The organism is Microlunatus ginsengisoli (assembly GCF_039537205.1).
Lineage (GTDB): Bacteria > Actinomycetota > Actinomycetes > Propionibacteriales > Propionibacteriaceae > Microlunatus > Microlunatus ginsengisoli.
In genome coordinates, this window is record NZ_BAABAB010000010.1 from 93,955 (window position 1) to 112,319 (window position 18,365).

Genomic DNA, 18,365 nt, shown 5'->3' on the forward strand with positions numbered 1-18,365 from the left:
CGGGGCGGTGAGTGAGAGCGCGCGTCCCGAGATTGCTTCCGCCCACCGGGTGGTGGTCAAGATCGGGTCCTCGTCGCTGACCACCGGCGCCGGCGGCGGCATCGACCCTGATCGGATCGAGCGCCTGGTGTCCGCGCTGGCCGGGGCTCGGCTGGCCGGCCGCGAGGTCGTGCTGGTCTCCTCCGGCGCGATCGCCACCGGACTCGCGCCCCTGCGCTTGAAGACCCGGCCGCGCGACCTGGCTACCCAGCAGGCGGCCGCCTCGGTCGGCCAGGGACTGTTGATGGGGCACTACACCCACCGCTTCTCGACGTACGGCCTCGAGGTCGGGCAGGTGCTGCTCACGGTCGACGACGTGACCCGGCGCAGCCACTACACGAACGCGTACCGCACGTTCGGTCGGCTGCTGGAGCTCGGCGTGGTGCCGGTGGTGAACGAGAACGACACGGTCGCGACGCACGAGATCCGGTTCGGCGACAACGACCGGCTTGCGGCGCTGGTCGCCCATCTGGTGCACGCCGACGCGCTGGTGCTGCTCAGCGACGTCGACAGCCTCTACACCGGGCATCCGAAGCTGCCGGACTCGCGCCGGATCACCGACGTCGCCTCCGACGCCGATCTTGCCGGGGTGGACGTCTCCCGGCGCGGCTCGGCGGTCGGCACCGGCGGCATGGTGACCAAGATCGAAGCCGCCCGGATCGCCACCTCGGCAGGGATCCCGGTCGTGCTCACCTCGGCGGACCACGTGCTCCCCGCACTCGCCGGCGACCCGGTCGGCACCCGCTTCCACCCGACCGGGAAGCGGCGGCCGACCCGGCTGCTGTGGCTGGCGCACGCCTCGGACGCGCGCGGCGAGCTTCATCTGGACGACGGCGCCGTGCGTGCGGTCGTCCAGCGCAAGGCGTCGCTGCTGCCCGCCGGTATCACCCGGGTCACCGGGACCTTCGCGATCGGCGAGCCGGTGGACCTGGTCGCCCCCGACGGCCGGGTGGTGGCCCGGGGGCTGGTGAACTACGACTCCGAGGAACTGCCCACCCTGCTTGGCCGGACCACCCGTGAGCTGACCGCCGAGCTGGGGGAGGGGTACGACCGGACCGCGGTCCACCGCGACGCCCTGGTCGTCCTGCGTAGCTGACCCACCTCGACCCGCCGGGTCCTTTCCTCTCCCGCCCCATCTCCCGTCACGGAAACTGTGCGGCTCTGGCAGCGACACGCCGGCGGGACCTGCAACAGCTGCACAGTTTTCGGAACGGGAGTCCGGGGAGTCCGGAGTCCGGGCGCCGGGGGAGTCCGGAGGCCAGGGAGTCCGGGCGCCAGGGGAGTCCGGGAGCCAGGGCGGAGTCCGAGGCGGCGGCGGCCAGGAGCGGGGCGGCCCTACAGGTACATCCCAGCGAGCCGAGGCGGGTCGGGCGGGGGCTCGGCGGGGAGGTCGCCCGGCTCCAGGGTGCGTACGTCCTCGGGCGTCGGCGAGTCCATCCCGACCAGCCGCTCCGCCTGGATCGACACGGCCTCCTCGAACACGTTGCGGGCGAACCGTCCGTTGCCGAAGTTGGTCGGCCGCGGCTCGGGGACCAGCGCGCGGAACCGCTCGGCCACTCCCGCTCCGAGCCGGAAGCCTTGCTGCTCCGCGATCCTGGTGAAGATCTCCAGCAACTCGCCGTCGTCGTAGTCGGTGAAGGTCAGCGTCTTCGGGAAGCGCGACGCCAGGCCGGGATTGGACGCCAGGAACCGGTCCATCTCCTCCGGATAGCCGGCGACGATCACCACCACCTCGTCGCGCCGGTCCTCCATCAGCTTGAGCAGCGTCGCGACCGCCTCGACCCCGAAGTCCCGGTGCGCGTCGGGCGGGATCAGCGAATACGCCTCGTCGATGAACAGCACCCCGCCGGAGGCCCGGTTGAACACCCGGCGAACTCGGGGCGCGGTCTGCCCGACGTACTGGCCGACGAGATCGACCCGGCTCGCCTCGATCAGGTGCCCGTTCGCGAGCGTGCCCAGCTGGGCATAGATCCGGGCCAGCAGCCGGGCGATGGTGGTCTTGGCGGTGCCCGGGTTGCCGACGAACACCATGTGCCGCGACCGGTCGGCGGCGGGCATCCCGGCGGCGTGCCGGAGCTGATCGGCCTTGGCCTCCGCGACCAGCCGACGTACCCGGTCCTTGATCGGATCCAGCCCGACCAGCTCCGCCAGCTCGCCCTGGGGATCACCGATCTCGACCTCGGGAATGGACTCGTCGAGCTCGTCCTCCTCGACCTCGGCCGAGCGCTGCGACCTGGCCCGCAACGACCCAGCCACCTCCGAGTCCACGGTCGGGGCGGCGCCGTGCTCGGCGGACCGCTCGGCCCGCCGGGCGCCGAAGCTGCGCACCAGCGGGTTGTGCGCCCGCCGCACGCTGAACAGTTCCTCGACGTCGGTGATGAAACCGATCGTGTCCGGGCAGGCCGAGGGCGACGGCGGTCCGGGCAGACCCGCCACCACCCGTGACACCTGGGCCGCCATGGCGAGCCACGCTCGGCAGGCGTCGATCTCGCCGGCGAGCATGCCGCGGGCCAGCCAGCCGCGGTTCTCCTGCAGCCACTCGGCGCCGTCGAACCCGTGGCTCCGGCGCTCGAACGCGGCGGCGATCGCGGTGAAACGTTCCGAACCGACCGCCACGGCCAGGCCGGCCGGCAGCGTGTCCAGGCCGTCGGCCAGGGCCATCGAGGCGATCACCTCCGACACCGACTCCGGCCGTGCGGTGACGGACGCGATGTGCGCGTGAGCCGCCTCGAGCCCCTCGTACGACCAGGCCAGCGCCGCCGCCCAGCCGGCGATCTCGGGCAGCACGGCGAACTCGTCCTCGGTCAGCAGCGAGTGACGCCAGAGCCGGCTGATCTCGGGGAACGGGGCACGGGCATGCAGATCGGTCAGCCGCGGAGTGTTCAGCACCCGGTCGTAGATCCGCAGCAGCACCTTGGCCCGGGCCGCTAGCGGACCGACCTCGGCCAGCAGCTCGACGCAGTCCTGCGAGAGCCGGAGCGCGTCCAGCCGGGCCGCGGCGTCGTTGCTGGTGTATTTCAGCAAGAACAGCGGCCATTCACTGTCGGTCATGTACCAGTTGCGGGCCACCAGCGGCTCCCGGCGCTGGTCAGGGGCCAGGAACTCGTCGACCAGCTGCTCCGGGAACTGGGCGTACTCGCCGGCGAAGATCGCCACATAGCCACCGAGGGACATCGCCAGGTTCTGCAGGAAGGGCGCGGTGTCGCGGGTGTCCTCCGGCCAGCTGGTCCAGTTCTGGGTGGCGCCGGCACGAGGGTCGGCGACCAGCTCGCGCACCCGGGCCCGGGTGCGCTCCCACCAGCCGGGCGGGACCGCCCACGGGTCGGCCGTGCCGACGACGTCGACATAGGGCTGGCCCGACATCAAGACCGCCAGATGATCCGGCAGCACCAACCTGGTCAAACGACCCTCACATCCCAGTGGAGCGGCTTCGGGGCAATCCTGTCATCTTTGTCTGCGCTCGTGTGCGCTGAGTTCTTCCGATAGGCGAAATCTGGGACGGGAGCTACCCTTGCGGACCGTACGTCGCAGTCGCACGAGGAGGCCCGCCGTGGTCGATCACGACGATCGGCTCTTCGTCGCCGAGGTGATCGGTACGTCCCTGCTCAGCCCGGTGATGCGCCGGGTGGTGCTCGGCGGTCCCGGGCTGGCCGATTTCGCCTCCAGCGGGCACCCCGACGAGTGGCTGCGGCTGTTCGTCCCGGCCGAGGCCGTCGGGGCACCGGGCCCCGACCCGCTCGACCGCTGGTACAGCGTGCGCCGGTGGGACCCGGCGGCCGGCGAGCTGACCGTCGACATCGTCGTCCACGAGCACGGGGTGGCGACGACCTGGGCGGAGCGGGCAGCGCCCGGTGACGTGATCGCGGTGTCGGCCCCGAACGGGCGGTTCGACCCGCTGCCCGACACCGATTGGCTGCTGGTGGTGGCGGACCAAACCGCACTGCCGGCGGCCTCCCGGATCCTCGAGGAGCTGGCGCCGGGCCGGCGGGCGTACGCGATCCTGGAGGCGCCCGACCCCGACTCCCTGGTGCCGATCACCTCGGCCGGCGAGGTCGACGTCGACTGGCGGTTCCACCCGGTCCCGGCATCGCTCGGCAGCCCGCTGACGGCGGCGACCCGCGAGTTCGCGGTGCCGCCGGGTCAGGGCTACGTCTGGATGGCGGGGGAGGCGTCCTGCTCCCGCGACATCCGCAGGTACGTCCGGCACGACCTCGGCTGGAAGCCGGCGCGGTACGACATCGTCGGCTACTGGCGCCCGGAGGCGGAGCGCTACCAGCAGCGCTACCGGGCGATCGAGGGCCGGGTCGGGGAGATCTGGGACCGCGGCCGGGCCGGTGGCAAGGACACCGAGGTGATCGCCGACGAGATCTTCGCGGTGATGGACGAGCACGGGTTGTGACCGCGACACCGGCTTGCGATCGGGTGCCCGGCGTCCGCTGAATCGGTTTTTCTTAATCGATTTTGTCCGGAGCCGGTCGAGGCCGTACGATTCTCCTGTCCGAACCCCGATGAACTCGGTCAGACGGCACGATCCCACCATCTTCCGCGCAGTGCCGCGCGCCCTTTTTCACCTCCGAGGACGGACGACCCGTCCCGGCCACCAGCGTCCGCGGCGCTCGCCGTAGAAAGTCAGTCGACAAGTGTTCATCGAGGCCCTGGGCTGGGCCGCCGCCGTGCTCGGCGCCGGCGTCGCGCTGCCCCAAGTCATCCGTCTGTTCCAGACCCGCACCACCGCCGGGCTGTCCGCGCCCGCGTGGCAGGCCACGCTCGGGGCGAACATCGCCTGGCTGGTCCACGGCTTCATCACCGGGCACGCCAACATCTGGCTGCCCAACCTCTGCTACTTGATCATCACGCTGGTGATCTTGTCCCGGCTGATCGTCGAGCGCGGGCTCTCGCCCTGGGCCACCTTGGCGCCGGGGCTGGCCCTGGGAGCGGTCTCGGTCGGGCTGGACGTCTGGACCGGTCCGGTCGTGTTCGCGATCGCGGCGCTGGTGCCGTCGGCCTTCACCCAGCTGGCCCAGTTCCGCGCGCTGGTGATCTCGACCAACGTCCAGGCGGTCTCGCTGACGTTCCTGATCTTGAACGTGGTCAACCAGGTGCTCTGGCTGAGCTGGGGCACGCTGGCCGGCGAGGTCTCGATCATCCTCTGCGCGTCCGCCCTGGGCACCCTGATGCTGCTGAACCTGGCCTGGGGCGCGCTGCGCCGCTACGGCCTGGTCCGCGCCCGGCTCGCGCAGCTCTCCGCCTGAGGCTGCCGGCCTAGAATGAGCCCTTGTGACCGTCGCAGAACAGGCTGAACGCGCCCGCAGCGCCTCGATCGTGCTGGCCCAGGCCAGCCGGGCCAGGAAGGACGCGGCGCTGGAGGCGATGGCCGATGCGCTGGCGAAGGCCGAGACCGCGGTGCTGGAAGCGAACGCCGAGGATGTCGACCGGGCCGAGGCAAACGGCACCAGCGCCGCGCTGATCGACCGGCTCCGGCTCACCCCGGACCGGATCGCCGGCATGGTCGACGGGCTGCGCCAGCTGGCCGGGCTGCCCGACCCGGTCGGTGACGTGGTCCGCGGCTGGACCACGGCGCAGGGGGTGGAGATCCGTCAGGTGCGGGTCCCGTTCGGTGTGGTCGGGATCATCTACGAGGCTCGGCCGAACGTCACCGCCGACGCCGGCGGTATCTGCCTGAAGTCCGGCAACGCGGCGCTGCTTCGCGGCTCGTCCAGCGCGGCCAGCTCCAACGCCGCTGTCGTCGTGGCGCTGCAGGCCGGTCTGATCGAGGCCGACCTGCCCGCGGACGCGATCCAGCTCGTGCCGGGTCCGCGGGAGGTCACCGCCGAGCTGATGGCGGCGCGTGGCCTGGTCGACGTGCTGATCCCGCGTGGCGGCGCCGGGCTGATCGACACGGTGGTGCGCAACTCGCAGGTCCCGGTGATCGAGACCGGCGTCGGCAACTGCCACCTGTACGTCGACGCCTCTGCCGACCAGGACATGGCGCTGGCCATCCTGGTGAACGCGAAGGTCCAGCGACCGAGCGTCTGCAACGCGATCGAGACCGTGCTGGTGCACGCCGATGCTGCGCCCACCTTCGTACCGCAGGCGCTCGAGGCGCTGGCCGGCGCCGGGGTGACGGTGCACGGCGACGAACGAGTGGCCTCGTACGGCACCGTGGTCCCGGCGACCGAGGACGACTTCGCTACGGAGTATCTCTCGCTGGACATCGCGGCCGCCGTCGTGGACTCCCTGGACGACGCGCTGGCCCACATCCGGCGCTTTTCCACCGGGCACAGCGAGACCATCGTCACCGACTCGCAGCGTGCGGCCGCTCGGTTCAGCGCCGAGGTCGACGCCGCGGCGGTGCTGGTGAACGCGTCCAGCCGGTTCGTGGACGGCGGTGAGTTCGGGTTCGGCGCGGAGATCGGGATCTCCACCCAGAAGCTGCACGCGCGCGGCCCGATGGGCCTGCCGGAGATGACCTCCACCAAGTACGTCGTGACCGGCTCGGGCCAGGTCCGCGGCTGACGCGATAGGCTGCGGCGCATGTGGGCACTGGTAGCGCTGGAGACCGAGGTCAACGAGCTCCCGATCCCGGCGTGGGGCTACGGCCTGCTCGCCTTCGGGATCCTGGCGATCATGATGCTGGTCACACTGGCCATCGGCAAGGGCCGCCCGCACAGTTAGGACGCCACCACCTCTGTTGACCGAACACGCACCCAGCGGCGCGACCGGGCTGGCCCGCCGCCCCTCGTCGCCGGACCGGCGCTACCGCCTGGGCGTGATGGGTGGCACGTTCGACCCGATCCATCACGGGCACCTGGTGGCGGCCAGCGAGGTGGCCGCCGTGTTCGGTCTGGACGAGGTCGTCTTCGTGCCCACCGGTCAGCCCTGGCAGAAGGCCGATCGCCGGGTCAGCGCGGCGGAGGACCGCTATCTGATGACCGTGATCGCGACCGCCTCGAACCCACGGTTCACCGTCAGCCGGGTCGACATCGACCGGCCGGGGGAGACCTATACCGTCGACACCCTGCGCGATCTGCAGACCGAGCGCGGCGCGGACGTCGACCTGTACTTCATCACCGGCGCCGATGCGCTGGCGCAGATCCTCACCTGGCGGGGCGTCGGCCGGCTGTTCGAGCTGGCCCACTTCGTCGGCTGCACCCGACCGGGGGTGGAGCTGCACGAGCCCTCGATCGAGAACCTGCCCGCCGACCGGATCACGCTGATGGAGGTGCCGGCCCTGGCGATCTCCTCGACCGCGTGCCGGGAGCGGGTCATGATCGACGAGCCCATCTGGTATCTGGTGCCGGACGGCATCGTGCAATACATCGCCAAGCGCGGCCTCTACCGGGCCGTGAGCCACGACCACCGAGCAGGACAGGACGACAGATCGTGATCATCACCGTCGGGGAACCTCGATGACGGCGTCGGAGGAGGCGCTCGCGCTGACCCGGATCGCCGCGGCCGCGGCCGCGGACAAGCTGGGCACCGACATCGTGGCGTACGACGTCTCCGAGCAGCTCGCGATCACCGACGTGTTCTTGGTGGTGACCGCGTCGAACGAGCGGCAGGTCGGCGCCGTGGTGGACGGGATCGAGGAGGCGCTGCGCGAGGTCGACGCGAAGCCGGTCCGGCGCGAGGGGGACCGGCAACTGCGCTGGGTGCTGCTGGACTATCTCGAGCTGGTGGTCCACGTTCAGCACAGCGACGAGCGGCAGTACTACGCGCTGGAGCGGTTGTGGCACGACTGCCCGCGAATCGAGCTCGGCGTGGACGTGCGCCGATGACGGCTGCACAGCTGGTCGTGCTCCGGCACGGACGTACGGCCTGGAACGCGAGCGGCCGGTTCCAGGGGCAGGCCGACATCCCGCTGGACGAGCGTGGGGTCGCCCAGGCCGAACGCGCGGCGGAGGTGCTGGCCGAGCTGGCGCCGGCCGAGATCGTCTCCAGTGACCTGTCCCGGGCCCGGCAGACCGCGGAGCCGCTCGCTCGGCTGACCGCGGTTGCGGTGCGGACCGATCCGCGGCTGCGCGAGATCAGCGTCGGGTCGTGGGAGGGCCTCACGATCGAGCAGGCGCTGGCCACGATGTCGCCGCCCGACGCCGAGGCCTACCTGGCGGGGGAGGACGTACGTCGCTCGCCGACCGGCGAGACCGTCGCCGAGGTCGCCGCCCGGGCGTCGGAGGCGCTCGCCGAGATCGGTGCCCGGGCCGAGCCGGGTTCGACGGTGGTCGTGGTGATGCACGGGCTGGCCGGCAAGGTCGGGGTGGCCCAGCTGGTCGGGCTGCCGAACGACTGCTGGCGAGCCCTCGGCAGCCTGCACAATTGCGGCTGGATCAGCGTCGAACGGCACCGCACCGGCGACTACTGGCGGATCAGCGACTACAACGTGACGGCTCCGCGCTCCTGAGGCTCCCCGTCCGCCCTGAGCCGGTCGGAGGGCGCGATCGCTCAATCCACCTCGAACGCCGTGCTGACGTAGGCGGGCCAGCTGACCGCACCTGCTCAACGTCGGCGTCGGGCGGAACGGGAACGCCGCATCGTCGGGCGAGAATCGGTCGATTCCGGCCGGGCTGTCGATTTCACGTCTAGGCGGCGAGCCGGTAACATCGTCCAAGCGCTCGGTCGAGGAGATCCCGGCCGGACGCATCGAGGGGCTATGGCGCAGTTGGTAGCGCGCTTCCATGGCATGGAAGAGGTCTGGGGTTCGAATCCCCATAGCTCCACACCTGTTCGGCCTTGTCAAAGACAGCTGCCAGCCTCGCGTCCGAGGCGGCCGAATCGAACGCAGGACCTCTGCGGGTCCATCCGAGAGCCCACGAAGTCTGCCAGTGTGGTCGAGCAAGCCGTAGGTGGTGGCCGAGGTCACCGCCGACACGGCACGACAGGCCGGTCGGCATCGGCACCCGTTGCGGCCTGTGCGTCTTCGACCGACCTGACGCCGGACGACGTGTGCTGAGTCCCAGGAGCTGAGCGCCAGGCTGAGCAGCAACGCTTCGATCGTGCAGGCGTGGGTAGAGCCCCGGATCAGCAGATGTCGATGCGCGGAGGTATACATGCGGAGGAGCGCGATCGGTCAGATCGTCCTCGTCGCCGTCCTGGTCGCCGCCTGTGGCACGAGCCCCGGCGCTGGGCCCGATCCGGTCTCCGGATCGAGAACCCCTGAGTCCGCCAACTCGACCGCAGCTTCGACCCCTGCTCCGACGGCGAGTTCGGCCGGTGACGCGCCAGCCAGCCGACCGGCGGCGGGCTCGAAGGAACTGCCCCGTGGTGGACAGGCGATCTTTCCGCGGTACCGGCTGGTTGGCTATGCCGGGGTGACCGGAGCAGCGAGCCTCGGCAGGCTCGGCACCGGTCCGTTGGATCAGCGGGTCGCCGAGCTGGAGAAGCGAGCACAGCCTTATCGCGCAGGTCGCGACATCTTGCCCGTCCTCGAGGTGATCACCACCGTGGTGCACGACAGTCCCGGTGACGACGGAAAGTACCGAACACGGATGTCCGATGACCAGATCGGGCGTTACCTTCGAGCTGCCCGACGGCACCGCGCGCTGCTGCTCTTGAACATCCAGCCCGGCCGTGCCGACTTCTTGGCGGAGGTCAAGGCCTATCGGAAGTGGCTGCAGGAGGCCGATGTCGGCATCGCGCTGGATCCGGAGTGGGCCATGGACGCCGGTCAGATCCCCGGCCACGCCTACGGCCACACCACGGGCGCGGAACTCAACGACGTCGCGGATTACCTTGCCGAGATCGTTCGAGCTCGTCACCTCCCGGAGAAGGTTCTTGTCTACCATCAGGTCGCACGCAGTGTGGTCCGCCACGAGAACGCTGTGACGGGGCACGCCGGCGTGGTCTTGATCAAGTCCGTCGACGGCCTCGGCGCGCCGGGTCCGAAGGTGGACACGTATCGGCTGGTCAACCGCGGCACGCCGCGACACGTGCACGCGGGATTCAAACTGTTCTTCACCGAAGACCGCCGAAACGGAGGCCGATTGATGAACCCGCGAGAAGTGCTGGCCCTGCGCCCGCGGCCCGAATACATCATGTACGAATGAGCTCGGGACTTTCGTGATCGGGGTGTTTGCCGTCGGCACCGGCCGGTGACCGGCGCGACGCGTGCGAGTCGTCCTCGTCGATCGACGCCAGCTGGTCCGCGTCGTCGTGGTCGATGCGGTGTGGACGGTGCTGCGGCACCGTCACGGGCTCCGTGTGGACGCGAGGCGGTGGTCGATGAGTTCGCGGAGGTGGTGGCCGGCGTCTCGCAGTGGTGTACCGCAGCGTCGGGTGCGGACGAACAGGAAGCCGCCGAGCAGTGCCGCCACGACAGTTGCACTGAGCTCGGTCGCGTCACCGACGTCGAGGCCGTACTCGGCCAACTCGGTGGTGATCATTCTCTGCCATCCGGCGAACACGTCGTCGCAGGCGACACGGATCTGGGGGCTGGTGCTCGCGATCTCGCCCGCGATGGTGCCGATCGGGCACAAATCGACGTAGTCGGTCGCCTCGAGGATGTCCGCCGCTTGGCTGAAGAAGGCGGCGATCGCCTCGCCCGGGGTGCTGGCCTGGCCGGCGAGGTCGAGGAAGAGGGCTTCGTGGGCGGCGCCGTCTACCCGGATCGCCGCACAGACCAGCTCCTCTTTGCCGCCGGGAAAGAAGTGGTACAGCGATCCGGTCGTCGCGACCGCGGTGGTGGTGATGTCTTTGAGGCCGGTGCCGCGGTAGCCGCGGGAGCGCATCAGGTCGGTCGCGGCCGTCAGGATCCGCTGGCGTGTGTCAGCCATGGTCTTGATGCTAGAACAGTCGCTCTACTAGAGTGATCGTTCTAGTGAAGAGGAGCCGCGCATGGTGTACGCAGCGATCGTCCGTCGACTCATCCGGCACGGCGTCGACCGGCTCAACGCCGGCGATCCGAGCGCCCTACTCGGCCTGGCTGTGCCCGATGTCGTGTTGCGGTTCCCTGGGGACAACCGGTGGTCCCGCATGTTCCGGCCGGTGGTGAAGGGTCGTCTGCCGCACGACACCCCATCGCGGGCTCGACGAGTGTCGCGCGTTCGCCGACGCGTTCGTCGAGCAGCGGATCCAGTTCGTGATCGAGGACATCCTGGTCACGGGCCCGCCGTGGCGGACCCGGGTCGCGATCCGGCTCCATGACTTCGCGGTCGCCGGCGACGGCACCGACGTCTACACCAACCGGGCGATTGCCTTTCTGGAGCTCCGATGGGGCCGACTGGTCGTCTGGGAGGACTACGAGGACACCGAGCGCAGTGCGGAGTGGGACTCCCGCCGCGGGCCGCTGCCGACGTGTGAACGCAGCTGCGGCAACGCAGCCGGCGAAGCAATGGACCGAGCCGTCGGCCCTGTCCGAGCATCACCTGCAGAGGGCGGGTGAACAACCCCAGTCCGGCGAGCGCGTTGCGACGGACCGCGGGTATCGCCGGTGTCGCCACAGAGCCGCGCGCGCCAATGGCGGCCGGCTGGCGCTGCTGTCGAGTTGACGTAGCGCCGACCTCCGGTCCATCCCCGCTCGACGTGCCGGCGTCGAGTCGGCCGGCGAATGACGTGGTGACAAACCACCCGCAGATCCGCGATGCTGATCCCAGCGATTACTTCGGGTTCCGTCGGGAGTATGTCGGATGGATCCGCCCCAGCCCCGCAATCGGGTGCTGGCATCGAGCGGCCCGGCTCGTTCGTCGGTCCCCGGAGTCGTTGCGGCCAGATCGAGAGGAACAGCGTCATGATCGCAGCACAACGGATCTGTCTGGCCAATTCGGCCTGGGTGACGTTCGACTTCAGCGCCGTCTCCGGTCCCTTCGTCTCGCCTCCGGTGACACTGATGAAGTGGCAGTCGTCGACGTACGACCTGGCCCAGCTGCCGTGCCCGGAAGGTTCGGTGTTCAGTCCGCAGCTCATCGCCGAAGCCGACGGCCGGTCCCAACCGCCGCCGCCGCCCGAGCCGGTGGTGCTCACCATGAACAACCAGACCGCAAAGTACGAGGCGACCGGCACCGTGTGGACCTGGGTCGTCACCCCGCAGGGAGTCGATCCGCCGAGCGGCCGACCCGACCTCCCCGACTTCCCGACGGACGTTCCGCTGAACCTGCTGCCGTATCGCAACTGGGACCAGCAGATCACCGCCGCCGCGGTGCCCACCTGTGCTCCGCGAACGCCGGACGACGTGGCGGCAGTCTGCACCTGGGCACACAACCACGGCTATCGGGTGCGGCCCCGTGGCGTGGCCCACGGATGGTCTCCCTTCACCCTGCCCACCCAACCGGACACCAGGCCGATCCTGCTGATCGATCTGACGAAGGGGTTCGCCTCGACCCAGCTGCTGGCCGCCTCCGACGGACTTCCGACCCGAGTCCGGGCCGGCACCGGCGTGACCATGCTGGCGCTGCTGGAGTTCCTCGAGCAGCAGGAGGGTGGGCACGGATCCGCCCCGGGCTTCGCCTTTCCGCATACGCCCGCTCCCGGCGATCTCACCCTCGGCGGGACGCTGGCGATCGGTGCCCACGGCACCGCCGTGCCCACGCCGCCCGAGGACGCCTTTGCGGCCAGCTATGGCTCGATCAGCAACCAGGTGCTCGATCTCACCGTCGTCTGCACCGATCCCTCGAACCCGTCCGCCGGCTACCAGGTCAAGACGATCGAGCGCGGCGATCCCGAGTGCAAGGCGCTGCTCACCCATCTGGGCCGCTGCCTGGTGCTCGGCGCGACGCTGCAGGTGATCGACAACTACAACCTGCGCTGCCAGAGCATCACCGACCTGCCGGGCACGACGATCTTCGCGGCCCCGCAGCCCGGAGCACCGACGCCGCCGAACTCGTTTGCCCAGTTCCTGCAGAGCAACGGCAGAGTCGAGGTCATCTGGTTCCCGTTCAGTGACAACCCGTGGCTTCATCTATGGCAGGTCGCACCGACCAAGCCCGCGAGCTCGATCGCGGTCGACGCGCCGTACAACTATCCGTTCGCCGACCACGTCCCCGACGAGCTCCAGCACTTCATCGCGCTGGTGCTGAACGGTGAGCCGTGGTTCACTCCGATGATCGGCCAGACGGCCGCCCGGATCACCGCCAACGGGCTGGACGGGAAGAACTGGGCCGGTATCTCCGGCACCTACCCGGTCTCGCGGGACATCTGGGGACCGTCGAAGAACACGCTGCTGTACATCCAGGACACGACCCTTCGGGTGACGGCCAACGGCTACGCCATCCACATCCGCCGCGACGCCGTCCAGCAGACGGTGCACGACCTGACCACCATGTTCAACAACCTGCTGAGCGCGTACGCGTCGCTGCGCAGCTATCCGGTCAACTCCGCGCTCGAGCTCCGGGTCACGGCGCTCGATGATCCGATCGGCGTCGGGGTTGCCGGAGCCGAGAGCCCGGTGATCTCTGCACTGTCGATGGACGACACCGACCGGACCAACGGTTGGGACACCGCCGTGTGGTTCGACGTGTTGACGATCCCCGGCACGACCGACTCGAACGCGTTTTACCACGAACTCGAGCAGCAACTCCTCGCCCACTTCACCGGTGCCATCGGGCGGGTGCTGCCGGAGTGGTCGAAGGGTTGGGCCTACACCGCGGACAGCGGACCGTGGACGGACGCGACGTTCATCGCCTATGTCCGCAATGCGCTCACCGAGGGCCGCAGCAGCGCGGACACGTGGGCGTACGAGAGCAGCGTCTTGGCCGCTCACGATGCGGGCGGGATCTTCACCAACTCCTTCCTCGATCAGCTCTTCGCGGCGAGTCTCGACGGTGCGTCCTCGAACGCCTCGCCATGATCAAGACCCAACGGCGCTAGCCGCCCAGGCTCTCCCGAGCCGCTCGACGCCGGACATAGTGACACCGCTGCCCCGTCAGCGCGTAAGCGGTCAACCGTTGGGCGGGCGGACGCCGTCGTATCAACGCACTTCATCCAGGTCTCTGTTCGGTTGGAAGGAGGGCACGATGAGCGTTCATACGATCCGAGATTGGCGAGGGATCAAGGTGCCGGTAGGTCGGTGCACCACCGAGGAACTGCGGCACATGCGTGCCGAGGCAGCCGTGGCAGCCAACCACATCGAGCAATTCATCGCCGAGGTGGAGGCGGAACTGGCGGAGCGTCGAGCGATGGTGTCGAATCGGGACGTTGCCGAGGGCAGGTCGGCTGCTTCCTGACGGTCTCATTGCCGTCGAGAGCCGCGAGATGATCAAGCCCCATGAGGGTGGCGGCGTGCTCATCAACGTGGCGTGATGTTGATCGACCCTGCGTCGCAGTCGCTCCCCGGCGATTCCGTCACTCGTTCGGGTAGCGGTCCGGGTCCACCTGATCGGTCTTGGCGGTGCCGCCCGCCACGGGCTGCAGCGTGATGCGATACGTCTGGTAGAAGGTCTGGGTGGTCGTCCGTGTGGTGCGGAACCCCAGACTCTGGTCGAACTTCTGGAACGCGCACTTGTGGCCGAAGGCGCGTGCCTTGCCGTCCCAGTCGGTGCCGCCGGTGAAGAAGACCGCGTACGTCCCGTCCGGGATCTCCTTGACCGTGTACTGCTTGCCCTTGCGGACATACACCGCGGCGGTGGGCTTGCGTCCTTTCGTTATGGTGACGACGGCGTCGGAGGAACCGCCGTTGTCGATCGTCAACAGTCCTTCGCCGTCGAGGCCTCGCGACCGAAGGAGCTTCCCGTTCGACGGACGCGCATCGACCTGCTGATCGGCCGCCGGCAGGGACACGGCGATCTTGGTGCCGGGCAACCGCGCCACTGCCGCACCGATCGCCGCTCGCAGTCCGGCCGTCGCCTTCGCATCGCCCAGGTCTGCCCGGACCGCTCCGCCGGTGCAGGTGACTCGGTCGTTGATCTGCTCGCCGACGCCCCCGACCTCCTTCTCGAACGCTTGCAAAGCGGCCACGAGCTGGGTGTGCTGGCTCGATAGCTCTGCGGGCGGCTGGACGGGCGTCAGCTTGTCCGCGGCCTGCCGGGTGGCCGTCTCGACCGCGCTGACCCGGTCATCCAGCCCTTTGTACGCGTTTGCGGTGGCCAGGCCGTCGAGGGCCTTGTCGAGTGGTCCGAGCGCGCCGGTCAGCATGGTCGCGTACTCCTTCGCCGAGACCGGTTGCGGCGGCGGGGGACTGTCATCGCCTCCGCTGCCCGATCCGGTCGAGCACGCCGTCACCAACAACAGGCTCGACGCCACCCCGATCATCCTGGTCACTCCGCCCAGCCGTTTCATGGCGACGATTGTGAGGCCCGGCGGTTTCGCAAGCCAGGTATTTCTGCGGCCCCGACTGAGCGATGTCGCGGTCAGGCTCGATGCAGATCGCCGTCGAGAGGTTCAGCTCTGCAGCTGAACGGTTTCGGAATGCTCGCGTCCTCGGCCCACCAGGCGTACCGGCAGGTCCGACCCACCGGCGCGCGGCGGCGCGTCGTCCTACAGCTTCGATTCGACCAGCGGGCAATGGATCAGCCTGCCGTCCGGGCCGGCCTGGAGCGACGCCGCCGGTCGGTTCCAGGAGTGGTGCTATGCCACCATCCAGGCCGCCGACCTCGTCTGGATCGTCTCGTAGGACTCCGGACGGTCGTAGTTCATGCCGTCGCTGAGCATGGGCAGTGCCTCGCCTCTGACGGCACGCGGCCGGCACGGCCCGGCGCCGCACTGCAGAAAGCCGCTCCATCCGCACTGCACAGATGGAAAGCGTCTTGACGAGCAACCGGAGCGAGGCGCTTGGTCCCGATTGAGTTCACGCCGATGGGGTCTGATGGGCGCCACGAGCTTGACGGAGGGCGGAGGCAGCCTTCGACACCTGAGCGCTAGCCGGCGGGACGGCGGTCGAGCTGGATGAAACCGTGGGGGAAGTCGCCACGGCGCAGGATGCGTCGAGTCAACCCGGTGGCTGCGGCCAGGGCCGTGGCTTTGTCGACGAACGTCGGAGCCGTGCACTCGTACTCGACGCCCTTCCACTTGATCGTGCACATGCCCGCGGATCGCACGTTCCGGACCCAGTCGGTCCCGCGGCCCCACGGCAAGGCGATGAGGAAGGTCGAATCGGTCGGGATGACCGCGATCGGCACCGCATATTCGTTGCCGCTCTTGCGTCCGCGGTGGCGCAGCACCGCCCACACCGAAGGGAATCGGTGCCCGGCGAGGTGGATCGCGATCTTGTTGAACTGCTTCGCCCCTCGAGGTACGCCGGCCATGGATCAAGCATGCACCCGGCCGGGCCGGCCGAGGCGCTGCACTGACTCGTCGGCCAGCCGTCAGCGTCGGCGAGAAGGATCGGATCGGGTCCAGCGACAGCCCTACGATGACGGTGTGAGCCTCAGCCGATGTTCAGCGCTCGGATCGCCCGCTCGACAATGACGTCGGGGGTGGCGTCGATGTCGATCACCACGCCGTCCTCGCCCGGGTCGAGCCGCTCGAGAGTCGCCAGCTGGGAGGTGAGCATCGAGGCCGGCATGAAGTGACCGATCCGCGCCGACAGCCGGGTGCTGAGTTGCTCGACGGTCCCGTCGAGGTGAACGAACCGGACCCGAGAATTGGCCTCGCTCAGCAGGTCGCGGTAGCTGCGGCGCAGCGCGGAGCAGGTGAGAACGGCGTCACCGGGATGGCTGTCGATCCAGGTCTTGATCTCGGCCAGCCAGGGCCACCGGTCCTCGTCCGTCAACGGGATCCCGGCGCTCATCTTGACGACATTGCTCGCCGGGTGGAAGTCGTCGGCCTCGGCGAAGGCGCAACCCAGCCGGGAGGCCAGCTGGAGGGCGACGGTGGTCTTTCCGCTCCCGGCGACCCCCATCACCACGATCGCGGTCCAAGTGTGTGCCAGTGCCGCGTCCGCCGCCCCGTAACGGCGGGGAGCAGCGGTGCCCTGCCGCGCGGCCGCAGCGGGACGAGCTGGGCTGCTCATCGGGGTTTCGCCTGGTCCAGCGCCGCCTGGACGGTGTCGACCAGGTCGCTCCAGGATGCGCTGAACTTGTCCAGGCCGTCCTCCTCCAACACGGTGACGACCTCGTCGTAGGAGATGCCGAGGCGCTCGAGCTCGGCGAGGACTGCGCGGGCCTCGTCGGCGCGGCCGCGGACCCGATCACCGGAGACCTCGCCGTGGTCGGCGAACGCCTGCAGCGTCTTCTCCGGCATGGTGTTGACGGTGCCGGCGGTGACGAGCTCGCTGACGTACAAGGTGTCCGGAAGCGCCGGGTCTTTCACGCCGGTGGAGGCCCACAGGGGCCGCTGTTTGTTGGCGCCCTGGGCGGCGAGCTCGGCCCACCGCTCACCGGCGAAGGTTTGCTCGAACACCTCATAGGCCAGCCGTGCGTTGGCGATCGCGGCCCGGCTCTTGAGCGCGTTGGCCTGGTCGGTGCCGAGGCTGTCGAGCCGCTTGCCGATCTCGGTGTCGACACGGGACACGAAGAAGGATGCGACCGAGTGGATCCGGGACAGGTCGTGGCCGTTGGCTGCGGCCTGTTCCAGCCCGGACAGATAGGCGTCGATCACTCCCCGGTAGCGGTCCAGGGAGAAGATCAACGTGACGTTGACGCTGATGCCTTCGGCGATCACCGAGGTGATCGCGGGAAGCCCCTCCACTGTAGCGGGGATCTTGATCAACACATTGGGACGGTCGACGATCTTCCACAGGTCCACGGCCTCCGCGATCGTCGCGTCGGTGTCGCGGGCCAAGGTCGGTGCAACTTCGATCGACACCCGGCCATCGACGCCGTTGCTCGCGGTAGCCGTGGCGGTGAGGACGTCGCAGGCGTTGCGGACGTCGTCCGTGGTCAGCGCCTTGATGGTGTCTTCGACGCTGCTGTGGCGGCCGGCCAGCTCGGCGGTCTGTGCGTCGTACGCGGTGCCCTGGCTGAGGGCGGCGGCGAAGATGGTGGGGTTGGTGGTCACCCCGACCACCGCGGAGCCGGCGACCAGTCCGGCAAGGTTGTTGCTGGTCAACCGGTCGCGGGACAAGTCGTCCAACCACACCGATACTCCGGCGGCGGCGAGGGCTTTCAGCCGATCACTCATGATGTTTTCTCCTTGGTCAGGGGCGAGCTCATCGCTGTGCTCGGGTGGCCGTTCCCGATCTTCAGCTCAGCACGCACCCGGTGCGGCCGCCGCTGGATCAATCCAGCCAGATCAGCTCCTCGGCGCGCCAACCGTTGCCACAAGTTGCCCGATTCGCGCTGGCCGGACGGGGCCCTGTCCATCCCTACCCGTGACGGCGCGGCGCCAGCCCCCGGCCCAGGCCGGTGTAGGTCAGCCGGGATTTTGGCAACAGGTGGCAAGCAGTGGATCGAGCGGCGGTTTGGTCGTTGACTTCCTCCATCAGGGCCGAGCGACAGTGGCCATGAATACCTGAGGAGCAT

General features: G+C 69.4%; 18 protein-coding genes and 1 tRNA gene. 13 read left to right on the top strand and 6 right to left on the bottom strand.

Annotation, left to right across the window (positions count from 1 at the left end; genetic code table 11):
• The first annotated feature begins 7 nt into the window (after positions 1–7).
• Positions 8–1,135, top strand: coding sequence for a glutamate 5-kinase (proB, locus tag ABD747_RS07635; protein ID WP_344803033.1), 1,128 nt, complete (start codon positions 8–10; stop codon positions 1,133–1,135).
• A gap of 239 nt (positions 1,136–1,374) precedes the next feature.
• Here proB and ABD747_RS07640 read toward each other — a convergent pair whose 3' ends face one another.
• The gene (locus ABD747_RS07640; protein WP_344803035.1) at positions 1,375–3,441 is read right to left on the bottom strand and encodes an AAA family ATPase; all 2,067 of its coding nucleotides are present in this window, start codon (positions 3,439–3,441) and stop codon (positions 1,375–1,377) included.
• A gap of 148 nt (positions 3,442–3,589) precedes the next feature.
• Between ABD747_RS07640 and ABD747_RS07645 the strand changes: the two genes are divergently transcribed.
• From ABD747_RS07645 to ABD747_RS07685, 9 genes are all read left to right on the top strand, one after another.
• Positions 3,590–4,438, top strand: a complete 849-nt coding sequence (locus ABD747_RS07645; RefSeq protein ID WP_344803037.1) for a siderophore-interacting protein — start codon at positions 3,590–3,592, stop codon at positions 4,436–4,438.
• A gap of 241 nt (positions 4,439–4,679) precedes the next feature.
• The gene (locus ABD747_RS07650) at positions 4,680–5,291 is read left to right on the top strand and encodes a PQ-loop domain-containing transporter (RefSeq protein ID WP_344803039.1); all 612 of its coding nucleotides are present in this window, start codon (positions 4,680–4,682) and stop codon (positions 5,289–5,291) included.
• 25 nt (positions 5,292–5,316) lie between these two features.
• Positions 5,317–6,555, top strand: coding sequence for a glutamate-5-semialdehyde dehydrogenase (locus tag ABD747_RS07655; protein WP_344803041.1), 1,239 nt, complete (start codon positions 5,317–5,319; stop codon positions 6,553–6,555).
• Positions 6,556–6,573: 18 nt separating this feature from the next.
• Positions 6,574–6,714 carry a hypothetical protein gene (locus ABD747_RS07660; RefSeq protein ID WP_344803043.1) on the top strand — a complete coding sequence of 47 codons (141 nt, stop codon included), beginning with the start codon at positions 6,574–6,576 and terminating at the stop codon, positions 6,712–6,714.
• A gap of 16 nt (positions 6,715–6,730) precedes the next feature.
• Complete coding sequence (nadD, locus tag ABD747_RS07665; RefSeq protein ID WP_344803045.1) at positions 6,731–7,426, top strand: nicotinate-nucleotide adenylyltransferase; 696 nt, start codon at positions 6,731–6,733, stop codon at positions 7,424–7,426.
• Between the two features lie 22 nt (positions 7,427–7,448).
• Positions 7,449–7,817, top strand: coding sequence for a ribosome silencing factor (gene rsfS, locus ABD747_RS07670; RefSeq protein WP_344803047.1), 369 nt, complete (start codon positions 7,449–7,451; stop codon positions 7,815–7,817).
• Positions 7,814–8,440, top strand: coding sequence for a histidine phosphatase family protein (locus ABD747_RS07675; protein ID WP_344803049.1), 627 nt, complete (start codon positions 7,814–7,816; stop codon positions 8,438–8,440). The genes rsfS and ABD747_RS07675 overlap by 4 nt, the downstream gene beginning before the upstream one ends.
• 243 nt (positions 8,441–8,683) lie before the next feature.
• Positions 8,684–8,756: transfer RNA gene (locus ABD747_RS07680), tRNA-Ala, on the top strand.
• 633 nt (positions 8,757–9,389) lie between these two features.
• Positions 9,390–10,082 (top strand): hypothetical protein, encoded by a 693-nt coding sequence (locus ABD747_RS07685; RefSeq protein ID WP_344803052.1) that lies wholly within the window; start codon positions 9,390–9,392, stop codon positions 10,080–10,082.
• A gap of 141 nt (positions 10,083–10,223) precedes the next feature.
• On the opposite strand, the gene ABD747_RS07690 is transcribed toward ABD747_RS07685, so the two are convergent.
• Positions 10,224–10,808, bottom strand: coding sequence for a TetR/AcrR family transcriptional regulator (locus ABD747_RS07690; RefSeq protein WP_344803054.1), 585 nt, complete (start codon positions 10,806–10,808; stop codon positions 10,224–10,226).
• A gap of 305 nt (positions 10,809–11,113) precedes the next feature.
• Between ABD747_RS07690 and ABD747_RS07695 the strand changes: the two genes are divergently transcribed.
• From ABD747_RS07695 to ABD747_RS07705, 3 genes are all read left to right on the top strand, one after another.
• Positions 11,114–11,416 carry a nuclear transport factor 2-like protein gene (locus ABD747_RS07695; protein WP_344803056.1) on the top strand — a complete coding sequence of 101 codons (303 nt, stop codon included), beginning with the start codon at positions 11,114–11,116 and terminating at the stop codon, positions 11,414–11,416.
• A gap of 345 nt (positions 11,417–11,761) precedes the next feature.
• Entirely contained in the window at positions 11,762–13,816 is a 2,055-nt protein-coding gene (locus ABD747_RS07700) for a cholesterol oxidase substrate-binding domain-containing protein (RefSeq protein ID WP_344803058.1), read from the top strand.
• A 166-nt stretch (positions 13,817–13,982) separates the two neighbouring features.
• Positions 13,983–14,192: a hypothetical protein gene (locus tag ABD747_RS07705; protein ID WP_344803060.1), complete on the top strand. Its 210-nt coding sequence runs from the start codon at positions 13,983–13,985 to the stop codon at positions 14,190–14,192.
• 118 nt (positions 14,193–14,310) lie between these two features.
• Here the strand turns inward: ABD747_RS07705 and ABD747_RS07710 are convergent, their stop codons facing one another.
• The 4 genes from ABD747_RS07710 to tal all read right to left on the bottom strand — a co-directional run bounded on the left by ABD747_RS07710 (position 14,311) and on the right by tal (position 18,024).
• Complete coding sequence (locus ABD747_RS07710; RefSeq protein WP_344803062.1) at positions 14,311–15,243, bottom strand: hypothetical protein; 933 nt, start codon at positions 15,241–15,243, stop codon at positions 14,311–14,313.
• A 578-nt stretch (positions 15,244–15,821) separates the two neighbouring features.
• Entirely contained in the window at positions 15,822–16,208 is a 387-nt protein-coding gene (locus ABD747_RS07715) for a PNPOx family protein (protein ID WP_344803064.1), read from the bottom strand.
• A 122-nt stretch (positions 16,209–16,330) separates the two neighbouring features.
• Positions 16,331–16,915, bottom strand: coding sequence for a gluconokinase (locus tag ABD747_RS07720; protein WP_344803066.1), 585 nt, complete (start codon positions 16,913–16,915; stop codon positions 16,331–16,333).
• Positions 16,912–18,024, bottom strand: a complete 1,113-nt coding sequence (gene tal, locus ABD747_RS07725; RefSeq protein WP_344803068.1) for a transaldolase — start codon at positions 18,022–18,024, stop codon at positions 16,912–16,914. The genes ABD747_RS07720 and tal overlap by 4 nt, the downstream gene beginning before the upstream one ends.
• Positions 18,025–18,365: the final 341 nt, after the last annotated feature.